Source organism: Fulvivirga sedimenti (genome assembly GCF_020328055.1).
This window is the reverse complement of sequence record NZ_JAIXNE010000004.1, coordinates 877,720-892,174: the sequence shown is the minus strand read 5'-3', so window position 1 is coordinate 892,174 and position 14,455 is coordinate 877,720. Positions and strand designations below refer to the sequence as shown.

Sequence of the window (14,455 nt, the reverse complement as noted above, 5' to 3'; positions counted from 1 at the left end):
CACGACCTTCTGTCGTGAGAACATTATTCCTGAGAATTACGCTTTATTTTTTTACCGGGATTATCCTGAGCAGACAATTTCCCGGGGATCTTTGTGTAGCAGGTTCTCTTCTGTTGATGCTTATCATAGCACTGATCTGCCAAAAATATTTTATTCATAGGTATGCCCGGGGCATTATCCCCGTAGTCCTTATTCTGGGGGGCTATGTTCATTACGGGATCTTCAAATTAACTGATGAACAACCACTACGAAAAGGGCCCGTTGTCGTCAGGATTCTGAAAAAGGTAAATGACCATCGCTTTGAAGCCAGAATATACGCGATACTTGTGGACCATGAATGGCGCCGGTTCAATCAAAAGATACTGGTGAATAATTTCAACGGAGAAGTTGCGCTGAAGACAGGTGAGCTCGTATTTCTTTCAGGCAGGATCGACTCCCTGCGTTCGGTATCCGGAACCTTTGATGTACGTGCCTATTATGAAAATCGTCATATCAGGAAACAAATCTATGTTGATAATGCAATTGTAGTTCAGCCTGCCTCGGGGTCGGTACAGGTCATTCGCGGTGAAATCGTAAGACGATTGGTAAAGATGCTGGCAGGAAAAGATGAATTGGCCACGGTTCAGGGTATTCTGCTGGGAGATCGGCGAATTCTTTCCGATCAACTTAGAACAGCCTATCAGCGGGTAGGAGGTATGCATGTCCTTGCTGTTTCAGGAATGCATGTGTCGATATTGTTTTTGTTCATACAATTGATTTTGCACAAAGTCCCTAATTATTCTGTGGGTAAATGGGTAAAAATCCTGGTTCCTGTCATTCTTCTTTGGCTTTATGCGGCTGTTGTGGGATATAGTCCGTCGGTTCTCCGTGCAGTATTGTTTCTTACGATTTTCAGCGTTGGCAAGCTTATGCTCCGGCCGGTTTCCATAGTGCATACACTTTCGGTAACCGCATTTATAGTTTGGCTCACAGATCCTTTCCAGGTATATACAGTTGGATTCCAGCTGTCCTATGGAGCGGTTTGCGGGATTGCTCTTTTTCAACCGATTTTTGAAAAGATGCTGATAAATGTTTCTTCAATCCTGGCCTTTATTCTGCGAATATTCACTGTTTCCATTTCAGCCCAGGCGCTCACCTGGCCTCTCATTATTTTCTACTTTGGTGGTATTTCACCAGGAGGTATTCTTTTTTCCATGGTTCTCATACCGGCAGTATTCGTTGTCATATTCCTATCTGTTCTGGGTCTGATTTCTTTCGGCGTACCCTATTTTTCAAGGGGCGTTTCTTCGATACTATCCTATGTGGTTTCTGAATTGAATGAGGCTGTGGTTCTATTGAGTGATCAGGAAGGAATGTATCAGTACATGGATTTTCAAAATATAACGCTGATGCTGGCGGTTGGAATCATAATTTCGACAGGTATTTTGTTTTATTTTCCGGGGCGCCGGCTGTTGGCAGGAATACTGTTTTTAATAGTTGTCTTGACGGTCTTGCCCCGTAATTTAGCTGAAACGAATAAAATCACAATATCCCGCGGCATCCGGATGCCGGTGATCAGGATGGATTCACCCGTACTGTCGGTAGTTGTTTCCGACCAATCCGTGCCTTTAAACAGGGAGCTTTCATCAGTAAAAAGAATTCAATACGGCAACTATACCCAACAATTATATAAATTTGGTAATACGCGTGTATTTTCAACCAGTGAACGGTTAACCGTGCCGATATCGGCTGACATTATTATTATCAACGGGGGACCGATTCCGGGAAATCACGTAATTGAAAGCGGGCAGGTCATCGTCCTTGCCCCCGGGTTATCTTTTTCCGAACGAAAAATGTGGAGGGAATGGGGATTAGAAACAGGTTGTAAGATTCATGACCTTCGTACGATGGGGACGTTTTTGAAAATAACAGCATCATGAAATATAAGTATATCACATACCAAACAGATCAACGCAGGGCATATATTAATTTGAACCGGCCTGACAAGCGTAATGCGCTCAATGGAGAGGTTGTAACAGAATTACTGGATGCATTTGACAAGGCTGCCCTGGATTCTGACTGTAAGGTTGTTATCCTGGGTGCAGAAGGCAAGGTGTTTTGTGCAGGTGCCGATCTGGCTTATTTGCAGGAGCTCCAGTCGAACACCTTTGATGAAAACCTGGCTGATTCGCGACACCTCAAGTCCCTGTTCCTGAAGATCTATACGTTTCCAAAGGTGGTTATTGGTCGTGTTCATGGTCATGCTATTGCGGGTGGGTGCGGACTGGCAACGGTATGTGATTTTGTTTTTACTGTACCTGAAGCAAAGTTTGGATATACAGAAGTAAAAATCGGATTTGTTCCGGCATTGGTTAAAGTTTTTCTGCTTCGTAAACTCGGAGAGGCACAAGCCAGAAAACTCTTACTCACAGGGGATTTGATTGATGCGGCTGAAGCCTGTGATATTGGCATTGCGCAGTATCTGGTTTCTTCAGGTGATCTGGATACTGCTATTGCTGAATTCAGTGAGCGCTTAATTAAAGGAAACAGTGAAAAGTCTATGGCGCTGACCAAGGAAATGATCGCTGCGATACCATCTATGCCACTGGACGAGGCACTGGAATATGCGGCTGAGATGAACGCCCATGCGCGTGAAACAGACGATTGCAGGAAAGGCATTGCCTCTTTTTTGGATAAAACATCATTGGACTGGTGATGACCCCGCTTGAGGTCCTGCAGAAGGTATATGGATATGACCATTTTCGTAAAGGTCAGGAAGAGATCATCCAAAATGTTCTTAATGGAAAGGATACGCTTGCAATTCTGCCGACCGGCGGAGGGAAATCCGTATGCTTTCAGATCCCGGCGTTACTTAAAGACGGCATTTGCATTGTAGTTACTCCCCTGATCGCACTGATGCTGGATCAGGTGTATCAGTTGAACCGGCGCGGAATTCGCGCAGATGCCCTGCACAGCGGGATGACCTCGAGGGAAATCGATGTAACACTTGATAATTGTGCTTACGGTGCCATTCATTTTTTATATGTTTCACCCGAGCGCCTGAAATCAGAACTTTTTCAGCAACGGGTCGCAAAGATGAACGTGAATCTGATTGCCGTCGATGAAGCACATTGCATTTCTCAGTGGGGGCATGATTTCAGGCCAGCCTACCGAGAAATTGCCGAACTGCGTAAGCTTTGCCCCGGGGTTCCTGTAATCGCCTTGTCAGCATCTGCGACCCCTGAAGTACAGAAAGACATTTGCGAACAGCTTCACTTTAAGCAAGGATATGGTGTTTTCAGGGAAACGTTCGGAAGAAAGAATTTATCCTATGCGGTACGGGAGGAAGACGATAAGGATCACAAGCTCCTTGAGATCCTTCGAAAGATAGAAGGTTCATCCATTGTCTACACAAGATCCAGAAAGTCGACATCCGACATTGCCCGATTCCTGTTCATGAATGGGATTTCCTGTACTTTCTATCATGCAGGCCTGGCAGCAGAGGAGCGCCAGAAACGACAGCAGCAATGGGTGAACGGTCAGGTTACAGTAATGGTAGCCACCAGCGCATTTGGTATGGGTATTGATAAGGCGAATGTACGCACTGTAATCCATTACGACATTCCCTCATCCATGGAATCATACTACCAGGAGGCGGGCAGAGCAGGGCGTGACGGTCTTAAAGCGTTTGCTGTCCTTATATGTAATGAACAGGACCTGGGTGTTCAGAAAAAGATTCTTGACAGTGAACACCCTGATAAGGAAACACTACAGCGCGTATACCAGGCACTGGCGAACTATTATTCACTTGCAATTGGAAGTCTGCCGGAACGATCTCTTGATTTTGATATTTCTGCTTTTTCTGAACGGTATCGGATTCCTGCAATGGATTTGTTCAATGCGCTGAAAAAGCTGGAGGAAAATGGATTGATTCAGCTGAATATGGGAATTCACCTGCCTTCCAGGGCGATCTTTCTGGCCAATAAAACAGAAGTATACAAATTTGAGATTGCCCATCAGAGAAGTGAAAACTTCATTAAAGGCCTGCTCCGTTTATATGGTGGTGAATTGTATACGCATTATGTAACCATATATGAGCAGCAGATAGCCAAATTGCTGGGAATGTCCGTAGAAAGTGTTTATAAGGAACTGAATTACCTGGTTTCAGCTGGTATTCTGGATTATCAGCAGCGAAAAGATAATCCACAGATCATGTTTCTCCAGCCCAGGCAGGATGTACGGGTGCTTTCGGTTAGTCAGCATGCACTGGATAGTCGAAAAGATCAGGCCTTTGAAAAATGGAGTATTATGGCGGCATATTTCCGTAACAGGAAGATGTGCAGAACGCGATTTATTCAGCGATATTTTGGAGAGGAGTCTGACAAACGATGTGGGACCTGTGACATTTGCCTGGCAAGACTGAAAGGTGAGCATGCAGAGGAAGAAGAGCGTTTCCGGCAGCATATTCTGGAACTGGTAGACTCAACTCCCAGAGATGTGGAATATATACTCAATGTGCTCGATCCCGAAGAGCCGGAACAGGTTATTGAACTCATACGACAAATGGTGGATTACCAGGAGCTTAAATACCTTGATAACTGGAAAATTGCCAGGATGGATTATGCCGGTTGATATTTTCTGAAGTAGCTGCTCACCTTCATCAGTATAACACCGAAAAAAGCTTCTTTGAATATCCCGCTCGACATTTTTGATTTTCCACGTGTTCTGTCTGTAAATATTATCGGGACCTCAGCTACTTTAAATCCATGGGAAAGTGCAGTAAACTTCATTTCTATCTGGAAAGCATATCCAATAAAACGTATTGAATCCAGGTCGATTCGTTCCAGCACATTGCGTTTAAAACATACAAAACCGGCAGTTGTATCATTAATGGGCATTCCCGTGATGAATTGTACATATTTACTCGCAAAATAGGACATGATTACCCTTCCCATCGGCCAGTTTACCACATTAACCCCACTCACATATCGGGAACCAACCGCTACATCGTTTCCATCAATCGCACAGGCATCATAAAGACGCTGCAAATCCATCGGATTATGCGAAAAATCCGCATCCATCTCAAAGATATAGTCATAGCCATGTTCTATAGCAAAGCGGAATCCCATGATGTAGGCAGTACCAAGCCCTAATTTCCCCTCCCTTTCAATAAGATGGATGGTCCTGGCCTCCTGATCCTGGCTCATTAAATGCTTCACAATCGCCGCAGTTCCGTCGGGTGAATTATCATCGATTATTAGTACATCAAATCGCTTGGGAAGAGCAAATACAGCCTCGATGATGAGCTCGATATTCTCTTTTTCATTGTATGTAGGTATTATAATGAGGCTGTCGTTCTTCACATCAGTTCATGGCTGGTCGGCTAAAATACTAAAATCGACGGAAATCAGATTGCCGTTGGAAACCATTTTAGAGATTATTCCGGAAATTGGAATACTTAGCAAAGAAATACACAACTTTATAACATGATTCAATTGCGCAATAAGTATGTATTACTCGACAGGGATGGTGTGATCAACATGGACCGGGACGACTATGTTTATTCTCCGGATCATTTTGTCTTTATTCCAGGCGCGGTTGATGCAATGAAAGATCTGCATCGGGCAGGATACGGGCTTATTGTGATCACAAATCAGGCAGGAATTGCCAAAGGGCTCTACAAACGTGAGGATATGGAACTTTGCCATAACATCATACGTGAAGCCACCGGAGGCATCATTGAACATTTTTATTATTCGCCCTGGCATCCGGTATTAACAGAAAGTCTCACCCGGAAACCAGGGTCACTGCTTTTTGAAAAGGCCCTTGCGAGGTATCATTTTGACGTGCGCTACAGCTGGATGATTGGTGACAAAGACAGGGATCTTGTTCCGGCGAAAAAAATTGGATTGAACACGATACAGGTGAAATATGCCAACAGTGTGAATGCCGATCATTATGCGGAGAATCTTCGCGAAGCGGCAGGTCTGATTTTGGAAAAGGCATAAAAAAAGCGACCCTTCCGGATCGCTTTCAGGAAATATCTATGGATTAACGCTCTTCTTTGGGGCGTGCTTTCTTCACAACGATGGTTCGCCCATCCATCATACTTTCATTCAGTTCACGAATTGCGTTTTCTGCTTCTTCATCATCAGGCATTTCAACAAATCCAAATCCTTTGGAACGTTGCGTTTCACGATCGAAAATAACTTTTGCGGATGTCACGGTGCCATACGCGGAGAAATACTCATTTAGTTGCTCGCTGGTTGTGCGGAAGTTCAACTTGGCTACGAAAATGTTCATTTGAAATTAGGATAAAATAAAATAATACTCTTGGAAGGAGAAAAGAATGAGAAGCCGGAAGAGGTTTTAGTTTTTTAGGACCTGGCCTTGCCGAATCAAATCAGCCGATCTACCTGTTAAACAAAGGTATAAAAAAAATCAATACAAAATGTTGCACAATTTCTTTGAATCATATCACAGAATCAGTTTCCTGATGGATTTCCCAACCATATTTATATTATCAGGGTATCGCCGTGTTCCGGCAAAAACATCCGATACATATTCGGTAATATACTGTCCTTTATTTTTCAGTATCCGGGCACAAAAAGAGGGATAATCATAGAATAGTTTTGAGAACATACGTGCCGATCGTATTTGCGGTGCGAGCTCAGACTTTATTAGCTGCTGATAAGCCGGACCTGCAGCTGTTGAAGGATTTTCAATGATTGCCCGTGCTGCCCATTTGCCACTAAAAATAGCATGCGAGATGCCCTCCGCCACCAGTGGGTCGGCTAATCCCGCTGCATCACCCGTGAAAAGAATATTGTTATGATATAACTGTCCGTGAGGATAAAGTGGGATCTGAAAGCCATATTGTCTTTTTTCACGGATGATCGGCTCCAGCCCGGTTTTCATCAGGTAGTCGAAAAATGCTCGTTTAAGTGACATGCCTGCATGGGGCATCGCAGCGACACCCACAGATAGGTGATTGGCCTTCGGAAAGATCCAGCCATATCCTTTTTGAATCGCAGTAACGTCGAAGATCACCTGTTTGAAAAAATCTTCATTTCCATCTTCAATCTCTATTTCTGCCTCAATGGCTGGTATTTTGATCCGCTGATCATTAATGTTGAGCTGTTTGAATACTTTGCTGCGCAATCCGTCTGCGGCAATTAAGTGACGGGCCCTGTATTCATCTTTATCAGTTCGTACAGAAATGGATTCACCATCTTCTGTAAAATATTCGAATGATTCCTCGTCATGAATAACCACACCTTCCTTACCCGCGGCATTTGTGAGAAATGCATCAAACTGATCCCTCATAATCATGGATACCAGTGGAAAGGGTCTTTCAACGATATAATGTAAATCATGCCGGAATTTCCAGTCAATCCTGTAAAATTCCTGGTGTACAATATCATTGATAGGGATTTCCAGTGCTTCGCGTGCGCGCCAAACCAATCCGCCACCACAAACTTTGTACCTCGGCAATTTTTCCTTCTCAAGAAGTAAAACCTTCGCACCTGAGGAAGCAAGATAACGTGCGGCAGTTGCACCCGCCGGACCGGCACCAACCACGATAGTATCAAATTGCTGCGCCATAGAACACCTAATTTACATCGGAACGGTGAGATTTCAACAACAGAAACCTGAAGATGGAAATGACGCCGGATAAAATTGATTATTATGATCTATCGATGAGCCTGCTTCCCTGCAGGAATTAGCCCTTCAATTCTAAGTAGAAGGGAGATGTAAGGGCTTTATATTCCTCGGTGTATTCTCCATTATTTCTGATGAACAGATGTTCCTGGTGAATTCTTCCCGGAGTTTTTCCGAAAGACATCATTCTTCTGACAGCCTGATCATGATCAGAATAAACCAAACAGTGGCGATTCAGAAAAAGACCATTGACCAGTGCCAGGTCCATAAAATCCTTACCTTCCTTTACCGGTAAGATGATATGCAGATTCCCTGCGTCTGTGAGCAGCCGTGGCATTGCTTCGATTATATCCATTTGGGATAATTCATGCATCTGCCTTGCCTGATTTCTTGAGGATTCTTTGTTATTCTTTCCCGGATGAAAGTAGGGAGGATTTGTGAGTATTGCCTGATACATTCCGATGTGCTCCTGCAGTTTTGCCTTCTCAATGGTGAGCCGTTCTTTCCAGGGACTATTTTGGAAGTTTTCTCTTGCTTCCGCATACGCAGGTTCATCCGGTTCAATGGCGTGAATTCCTGCGCGGGCATTCCGTTGTGCTGCCATAAGAGCGATGAGTCCTGTGCCGGTTCCTACGTCAAGAATGCTATCGGCTTGATCAATTGCAGCCCAGGCTCCCAGTAGAACACCATCTGTGCCAACTTTCATGGCACTTTGATTATGGACTACCGTGAATTCCTTGAAGCGGAAATTTGATTTGCGATCATTCATGCTGCAAATTCAGTCATAACTGCTAATTTTAGTAGCCACTTAAACCTGAAAATAATAAATAATGAAATCAGACCTGATCATAGCGCAATCAAAGGAGCTTAAGCCAATTATTGAAATAGCTAAATCAGTAAATATACCAGAATCAAGCCTGGAGCTTTTTGGTAAATATAAGGCAAAATTGCCCATTCAGCTGATCGATGAAGAACGTGTAAAATCGGCAAAGCTGATTCTTGTTACAGCCATGACACCAACACCTGCTGGCGAAGGCAAAACAACCACGTCGATCGCACTTACAGAGGGCTTGAACCAGATTGGTAAGCGGACTACAGTCGTTCTCAGGGAACCGTCGCTTGGACCTGTCTTTGGAATGAAAGGGGGTGCCGCCGGTGGCGGATATGCCCAGGTTGTACCCATGGAAGATATCAATCTGCATTTTACCGGCGACTTCGCTGCCATAGAAAAGGCAAATAACTTACTTGCTGCGCTGGTTGATAATAACATTCAGTCGAAAAAAGACAATCTTGGAATTGATCCCCGAACGGTGGAATGGAAGCGTGTGATGGATATGAATGACCGGTCATTAAGAAATATAGTTTCCGGTATGGGGGGTAAGCCAGGTGGAGTAATGCGTGAAACCGGCTTTAATATCACAGCGGCTTCTGAAATAATGGCCATTCTATGTCTGGCCAGGAACATCGATGACCTGAAGGAGAAAATGGGCAACATTTATATCGGCGATACCTATGACGGGAAGGCTGTATTTGCACGTGACCTGAAAGCAGAAGGTGCAATGGCTGTCCTCCTCAAGGATGCAATCAAACCTAACCTGGTGCAGACCCTGGAGGGAAATCCCGCCATTATACATGGCGGTCCGTTTGCTAATATTGCGCAAGGCACCAATTCATTGATCGCCACCAAAATGGGTATGTCACTCACCGATTATGTCGTTACTGAAGCAGGATTTGGTGCCGACCTCGGGGCTGAGAAATTTCTTAATATTAAATGCCGTTATGGGGATATTTCTCCCAGGGCTGTCGTGCTTGTTGCAACCATCCGCGCGTTGAAATATCATGGCGGACAGCCACTGGCGGACTTGAAAGAGCCCAACACAGTAGCACTGGTTAAAGGCCTTGTAAATATTGAAAGACATATAGAAAACATGAAGGTCTTTGGTTTGCCAGTGATCGTTTCTCTTAATAAGTTTTCTGGTGATTCGCCGGAAGAGGTTAAAATTCTCACAGACTGGTGTGCAAAGCAACAAGTGCCTATGGCATTGTGTGAGGGCTGGGAGAAAGGAGGAAAAGGAGCCATTGATTTGGCGGAAAAGGTCTCCGAAGCCGCAGAACGTACGACGAGAAAATTCAAAAGTACGTATGACTGGGACTGGTCGGTCAAGGAAAAAATTGAGGCGATAGCCCGTAAGATCTATGGTGCAAAGGATATTGAATATCTTCCAAAGGCAAAACAAAACCTTGCCAAGATCGAGCGGATCGGTCTGAATGACAAACCCGTTTGTATCGCAAAAACTCAAAATTCCTTCAGTGATGATCCACGTGCTCTTGGGCGTCCACAGAATTTTACGGTAACTGTGCGCGAGATAGAGATTGCAGCAGGTGCCGGATTTTCCATTCCCATCATGGGTAATATGCTGCGTATGCCGGGTCTGCCTCCTTTGCCTGCAGCCACAGGTATGGATATCGATAACGACGGCCGGATAACCGGACTTTCCTGATGAAGGCGGCGGTAACATCTGTAGATGTTTGGAGAACGCGACAGCTAAATCATGATAAAGATCTGCTGGCCGTAGAAGAACCGTTGCAGCTTCGCCTTGAATATGGTGACCCGTCGGATCGTTCCACAGCTGATATCGCCGTAACTATGCGTACCCCCGGGAATGATTTTGAATTGGCGCTGGGATTTTTATTCACCGAGGGAATTGTTACAGACCGAAATGACATTCAGACGATCCGGTATTGTCTTCAGGTAAAGGATGTGCGGGAAAGGGACAATGTTGTAAGAATCTCCCTGAAGCCGGGTGTGGATCCCGGCCTTGAAAGACTGAAGCGTAATTTCTTTACCTCCAGTAGCTGTGGTGTTTGTGGAAAAACGTCCATAGATCAGGTAAAGCAGCTCTGTGCTTCTGTTCAGAATGATTATACTTTTGTCGCAGAGCGGGTGATCTCAGCTCCTGACCTTTTAAGAAAGGGGCAAAAAGTCTTTGAATATACCGGCGGGTTACATGCAAGCGGGTTGTTTGACAAATCCGGCGACCTGATCCTGCTCAGGGAAGACATCGGTCGGCACAACGCACTGGATAAAGTGATCGGTGCGGCGCTGGAGATGAATAAAGTTCCATTGCGAGACCATTTTTTGGTGGTCAGTGGCCGTGCCAGTTTTGAGCTCATTCAGAAGGCCCTGATGGCTGGCATACCGCTGGTTGCAGCGGTGGGTGCGCCCAGTAGTTTGGCCGTGGAACTGGCAAAGCAAGGTAATATGACCCTTCTCGGATTCGTGAAAAGGGGAAATTTTAATATATATTGTGGGAGGGAACATCTGAAAATATGAAGATCAGAATACTTGGAAACAGCCTGAGACTTCGACTGAGCCAGTCGGAAGTTGCTAACCTGGCCGAAGATATGCACGTCTCAGACAGCATTAACTTTGGCGGAAGAAAGCTTATTTATGCGTTGCAGGGAGCAGATGTGGAATCGATTAGTGCAGAGTATAACGGTGATATTATTACGGTTAACGTTCCGGAAAGCCAGATCAGAGAATGGACTGCCTCCGAACAGGTGGGATTTGACCATCGCCAGAAATTGACGGATAATAGCTACCTGAACATATTGGTTGAAAAAGACTTTGCCTGCCTGGTGCCCCGAAAAGGGGAGGAGGACCTGTTTCCAAATCCTCAGGAAGGGAAGCACAAATAATACTATGAAACGTTTTGAAAACCTGCTGTTAAACCTACCTGCACAATCTACACTCTGTGGATTTTTGATTGTGTCTGTTCTTAGCTTGATTTATTTACCATCCATGTCCCAATGGAAACCTGCCGGTGATAAAATTAAGACCGAATGGGGAGAGAAACTTGATCCGGAAAATGTATGGTCTGAGTATCCCCGACCGATTATTAAAAGGGATAACTGGTTAAATCTGAATGGTCTGTGGGATTTTCAGATGACCGAACAGGGCGCCGCGAGGCCGATGGAGTATGATCGCAAAATCCTGGTTCCTTTCCCTGTAGAATCAAGTCTCTCAGGTATCATGGAACAAGTGGGATCAGGCCGGGAGGTCTGGTACAGACGCAATTTCAACATACAGCCCTACTGGGAAGGTGAAAGAATCCTGCTGAATTTTGGTGCAGTTGACTGGCGGACAGAGGTGTGGATAAATGGGATCAAGATTGGTTCGCACGAAGGCGGTTATGATCCATTCTCGTTCGAGATAACGCCTTTCCTGAAAGAAGGGGAGCAGGAGGTTGTGGTAAAGGTTTGGGATCCTACCGATGAAGGCCCGCAACCACGCGGCAAGCAGGTGCGCAATCCCAGAGGTATCTGGTATACCCCCGTCACGGGTATCTGGCAGACTGTCTGGATTGAACCGGTTCCCGCTGCTTATGTCGATAATTTAAAGATTTACCCGGATATTGATCATGAGGTGATAAAGGTACAACCCTTCATTAAACATGTTCGCTATGGTGATGTATTCAAGGTGGAAATAATCGAAGATGGAAAGGTAGTTGGTGAAGCCATGGCGGCAACAGGGCAGGACGCTACTGTTTCTTTGCCGAATGCACATTTATGGACACCGGAAGATCCTTATCTCTACGACATGCGTATTTCAGTGATCTCTAATAGTAAGGTCATCGACCGAATCGACAGCTATGTGGCTATGCGGAAGATCAGCAGGAAGAAGGATGAACGGGGTATTTGGCGAATTCAGTTGAATAACAAGGATATCTTCCAGTTCGGAACACTTGATCAGGGGTGGTGGCCAGACGGATTATATACTGCTCCTTCCGATGAGGCGCTTAAGTATGATATTGAGCAAACGAAGAAGTACGGCTTTAATATGATACGAAAGCATGTAAAGGTTGAGCCGGCACGCTGGTATATGCATTGCGATCAAGTGGGTATGCTGGTTTGGCAGGACATGCCCAGCGGCGACAGAACACACAGCTGGCAGAACCGAAATTATTATGAGGGTACAGAGCTTTTCCGGACACCGGAATCGGAAAGGATTTTCCGGAATGAGTGGCGCGCAATCATGGATTATCTGCAGCCGTATCCCAGTATTGTGACCTGGGTGCCATTTAATGAGGGATGGGGCCAGTTTAAGACCGAATACATTGCCGCTTTTACGAAGGAATATGACCCGGACAGATTGGTGAATGCAGCCTCGGGAGGGAACCACTTCAGGGTCGGTGACATGCTTGATCTTCATAACTATCCGCAACCCGAAATGTATATGTACGATGCCGAACGCGCGACCGTCCTTGGCGAATATGGGGGAATAGGGCTTGTTATCGACGGGCATTTATGGAATGCCGACCGCAATTGGGGTTACATACAATATAAAACCTCTAAGGAAGCCACCGATAAATATGTGGAATATGCCGATATGCTTGCCAAAATGATTGAAATGGGATTTTCTGCAGCAATCTACACCCAGACAACCGATGTGGAGATGGAAGTGAACGGCCTGATGACCTATGACAGAAAAGTCAATAAGCTCAATGTCGAAAGAGTACGAAAAGCCAATCAGTCTGTGATTGAAGTTTTGTCTGAATAATCGGCTTAAGATTCCGATAGCTTCAGGGCATTTTCGATATCCCTGATAATATCTTCCGGATGTTCCAGTCCCACCGATATACGAACAAGCCCCGGTGTAATACCTACATTCGCACGTTCCTGATCACTCAGTTTAGAATGAGTAGTAGAGGCCGGATGCGTGGCTATCGTTCTGGTATCACCCAGATTCGCGGTGAGTGATAACATTTGAAGGTTATCCAGGAACTTTCTCCCACGTTCAACACCACCCTTCACTTCAAACGTGAACAGACCTCCGCCATGAAGCATCTGTTTTTTGGCCAGTTCATATTGCGGGTGGGAAGGGAGAAAAGGATATTTAACAAAATTGATTTCAGGATGCTTTTCAAGCTGGCCTGCGATGGCAAGCGCACTCTGGCAATGCCTGTCCATTCGAACAGCCAGGGTTTCCAGGCTTTTTGAAAGAACCCACGCGTTAAACGGCGACATGGCAGGGCCGGTATGCCGACAAAAAAACCGGATCTTTTGAATCAGTTCCTTGTCGCCAATGATTGCGCCGCCAACTGTTCGACCCTGCCCGTCTATGAATTTTGTGGTTGAATGACAAATGAGATGTGCACCATATTTCAGGGGTTGTTGCAGATAGGGCGTTGCAAAGCAATTGTCCACAATCAGGATCAGGTTATGTTTTTTTGCCAGGTTCCCCAGCCATTCCAGGTCTACAAGGTCAAGACCCGGATTGGATGGTGTTTCAACAAAGATCAGTTTCGTTTTTTCATTGATCAGTGATTCCCACGATTCCGGATCATGGATATCGGCATAGGAGTGTGAAATACCCCATTTTGGAAATATCTGTGTCAAAACCTGATGGGTACTGCCAAACAGGGATCGGGATGCAAGCACATGATCGCCCTGCTGTAGCAGGCCAGCCATACTGCTGTACATGGCCGCCATACCTGAGGCAGTGGCTATTCCGTCGTCTCCGCCTTCAAGCAGACATAATTTTTCAACGAGTTCATTGCTGTTCGGATTGGAAAAGCGTGAATATATGTTACCGCTAATTTCATCTGCAAACATCGCCCGTGCATTTTCAGCATCGTCAAAGACGAAACTTGAAGTCATGAAAATTGGAGTGGAATGCTCCTTGTGCGAAGCGTTGTCAGACTGCGTCCTGATCGCGTTGGTTTCGAAATGTTCTGATTCTGAATGTGATTTCATAAAGCAGGTGAACGGAAGCTGAACCTGGACGGCTCTTTCCCTTTCATTTTTTTAGTAA

General features: G+C 45.3%; 13 protein-coding genes. 8 read left to right on the top strand and 5 right to left on the bottom strand.

Annotation, left to right across the window (positions count from 1 at the left end; genetic code table 11):
- Positions 1-14: 14 nt before the first annotated feature.
- Genes LDX50_RS22000 through LDX50_RS21990 form a run of 3 tightly spaced genes read left to right on the top strand, consistent with a single transcriptional unit; the run spans position 15 to position 4,611 of the window.
- A complete protein-coding gene (locus tag LDX50_RS22000; protein WP_225698366.1) occupies positions 15-1,919 on the top strand; it encodes a ComEC/Rec2 family competence protein in 1,905 nt (634 codons plus the stop codon).
- Positions 1,916-2,695 (top strand): enoyl-CoA hydratase/isomerase family protein, encoded by a 780-nt coding sequence (locus tag LDX50_RS21995; protein ID WP_225698365.1) that lies wholly within the window; start codon positions 1,916-1,918, stop codon positions 2,693-2,695. Before LDX50_RS22000 ends, LDX50_RS21995 begins: the two co-directional genes overlap by 4 nt.
- Positions 2,695-4,611, top strand: coding sequence for a RecQ family ATP-dependent DNA helicase (locus LDX50_RS21990; RefSeq protein ID WP_225698364.1), 1,917 nt, complete (start codon positions 2,695-2,697; stop codon positions 4,609-4,611). The genes LDX50_RS21995 and LDX50_RS21990 overlap by 1 nt, the downstream gene beginning before the upstream one ends.
- On the opposite strand, the gene LDX50_RS21985 is transcribed toward LDX50_RS21990, so the two are convergent.
- Positions 4,599-5,342 carry a polyprenol monophosphomannose synthase gene (locus tag LDX50_RS21985; protein WP_225698363.1) on the bottom strand — a complete coding sequence of 248 codons (744 nt, stop codon included), beginning with the start codon at positions 5,340-5,342 and terminating at the stop codon, positions 4,599-4,601. The genes LDX50_RS21990 and LDX50_RS21985 overlap by 13 nt on opposite strands.
- A 123-nt stretch (positions 5,343-5,465) precedes the next feature.
- Here LDX50_RS21985 and LDX50_RS21980 point away from each other — a divergent pair, with 123 nt between their 5' ends.
- Entirely contained in the window at positions 5,466-5,987 is a 522-nt protein-coding gene (locus LDX50_RS21980; protein WP_225698362.1) for a D-glycero-alpha-D-manno-heptose-1,7-bisphosphate 7-phosphatase, read from the top strand.
- Positions 5,988-6,030: 43 nt separating this feature from the next.
- Here the strand turns inward: LDX50_RS21980 and LDX50_RS21975 are convergent, their stop codons facing one another.
- From LDX50_RS21975 to LDX50_RS21965, 3 genes are all read right to left on the bottom strand, one after another.
- Entirely contained in the window at positions 6,031-6,282 is a 252-nt protein-coding gene (locus LDX50_RS21975; protein ID WP_225698361.1) for an RNA recognition motif domain-containing protein, read from the bottom strand.
- A 174-nt stretch (positions 6,283-6,456) separates the two neighbouring features.
- Complete coding sequence (locus LDX50_RS21970; protein WP_225698360.1) at positions 6,457-7,584, bottom strand: NAD(P)/FAD-dependent oxidoreductase; 1,128 nt, start codon at positions 7,582-7,584, stop codon at positions 6,457-6,459.
- 118 nt (positions 7,585-7,702) lie between these two features.
- Positions 7,703-8,410 carry a tRNA1(Val) (adenine(37)-N6)-methyltransferase gene (locus LDX50_RS21965; protein ID WP_225698359.1) on the bottom strand — a complete coding sequence of 236 codons (708 nt, stop codon included), beginning with the start codon at positions 8,408-8,410 and terminating at the stop codon, positions 7,703-7,705.
- Between the two features lie 61 nt (positions 8,411-8,471).
- On the opposite strand from LDX50_RS21965, the gene LDX50_RS21960 reads away from it, so the two are divergent.
- The 4 genes from LDX50_RS21960 to LDX50_RS21945 all read left to right on the top strand — a co-directional run bounded on the left by LDX50_RS21960 (position 8,472) and on the right by LDX50_RS21945 (position 13,201).
- On the top strand, positions 8,472-10,142 hold the full coding sequence (locus tag LDX50_RS21960; RefSeq protein WP_225698358.1) for a formate--tetrahydrofolate ligase: 1,671 nt from the start codon (positions 8,472-8,474) through the stop codon (positions 10,140-10,142).
- Complete coding sequence (fdhD, locus tag LDX50_RS21955) at positions 10,142-10,975, top strand: formate dehydrogenase accessory sulfurtransferase FdhD (RefSeq protein WP_225698357.1); 834 nt, start codon at positions 10,142-10,144, stop codon at positions 10,973-10,975. The genes LDX50_RS21960 and fdhD overlap by 1 nt, the downstream gene beginning before the upstream one ends.
- Positions 10,972-11,340, top strand: coding sequence for a DUF7009 family protein (locus LDX50_RS21950; protein WP_225698356.1), 369 nt, complete (start codon positions 10,972-10,974; stop codon positions 11,338-11,340). The genes fdhD and LDX50_RS21950 overlap by 4 nt, the downstream gene beginning before the upstream one ends.
- A 103-nt stretch (positions 11,341-11,443) precedes the next feature.
- The gene (locus LDX50_RS21945; RefSeq protein ID WP_225698355.1) at positions 11,444-13,201 is read left to right on the top strand and encodes a glycoside hydrolase family 2 protein; all 1,758 of its coding nucleotides are present in this window, start codon (positions 11,444-11,446) and stop codon (positions 13,199-13,201) included.
- Positions 13,202-13,206: 5 nt separating this feature from the next.
- Here LDX50_RS21945 and LDX50_RS21940 read toward each other — a convergent pair whose 3' ends face one another.
- Entirely contained in the window at positions 13,207-14,397 is a 1,191-nt protein-coding gene (locus LDX50_RS21940) for a trans-sulfuration enzyme family protein (protein WP_225698354.1), read from the bottom strand.
- Positions 14,398-14,455 lie beyond the last annotated feature (58 nt).

Coding starts and splice junctions, on each gene's coding strand:
- LDX50_RS21995 (WP_225698365.1), top strand. CDS start 1,916: ATGAAATATAAGTATATCACATACCAAACAGATCAACGCAGGGCATAT.
- LDX50_RS21990 (WP_225698364.1), top strand. CDS start 2,695: ATGACCCCGCTTGAGGTCCTGCAGAAGGTATATGGATATGACCATTTT.
- LDX50_RS21980 (WP_225698362.1), top strand. CDS start 5,466: ATGATTCAATTGCGCAATAAGTATGTATTACTCGACAGGGATGGTGTG.
- LDX50_RS21975 (WP_225698361.1), bottom strand. CDS start 6,282: ATGAACATTTTCGTAGCCAAGTTGAACTTCCGCACAACCAGCGAGCAA.
- LDX50_RS21970 (WP_225698360.1), bottom strand. CDS start 7,584: ATGGCGCAGCAATTTGATACTATCGTGGTTGGTGCCGGTCCGGCGGGT.
- LDX50_RS21965 (WP_225698359.1), bottom strand. CDS start 8,410: ATGAATGATCGCAAATCAAATTTCCGCTTCAAGGAATTCACGGTAGTC.
- LDX50_RS21960 (WP_225698358.1), top strand. CDS start 8,472: ATGAAATCAGACCTGATCATAGCGCAATCAAAGGAGCTTAAGCCAATT.
- fdhD (WP_225698357.1), top strand. CDS start 10,142: ATGAAGGCGGCGGTAACATCTGTAGATGTTTGGAGAACGCGACAGCTA.
- LDX50_RS21950 (WP_225698356.1), top strand. CDS start 10,972: ATGAAGATCAGAATACTTGGAAACAGCCTGAGACTTCGACTGAGCCAG.
- LDX50_RS21945 (WP_225698355.1), top strand. CDS start 11,444: ATGTCCCAATGGAAACCTGCCGGTGATAAAATTAAGACCGAATGGGGA.
- LDX50_RS21940 (WP_225698354.1), bottom strand. CDS start 14,397: ATGAAATCACATTCAGAATCAGAACATTTCGAAACCAACGCGATCAGG.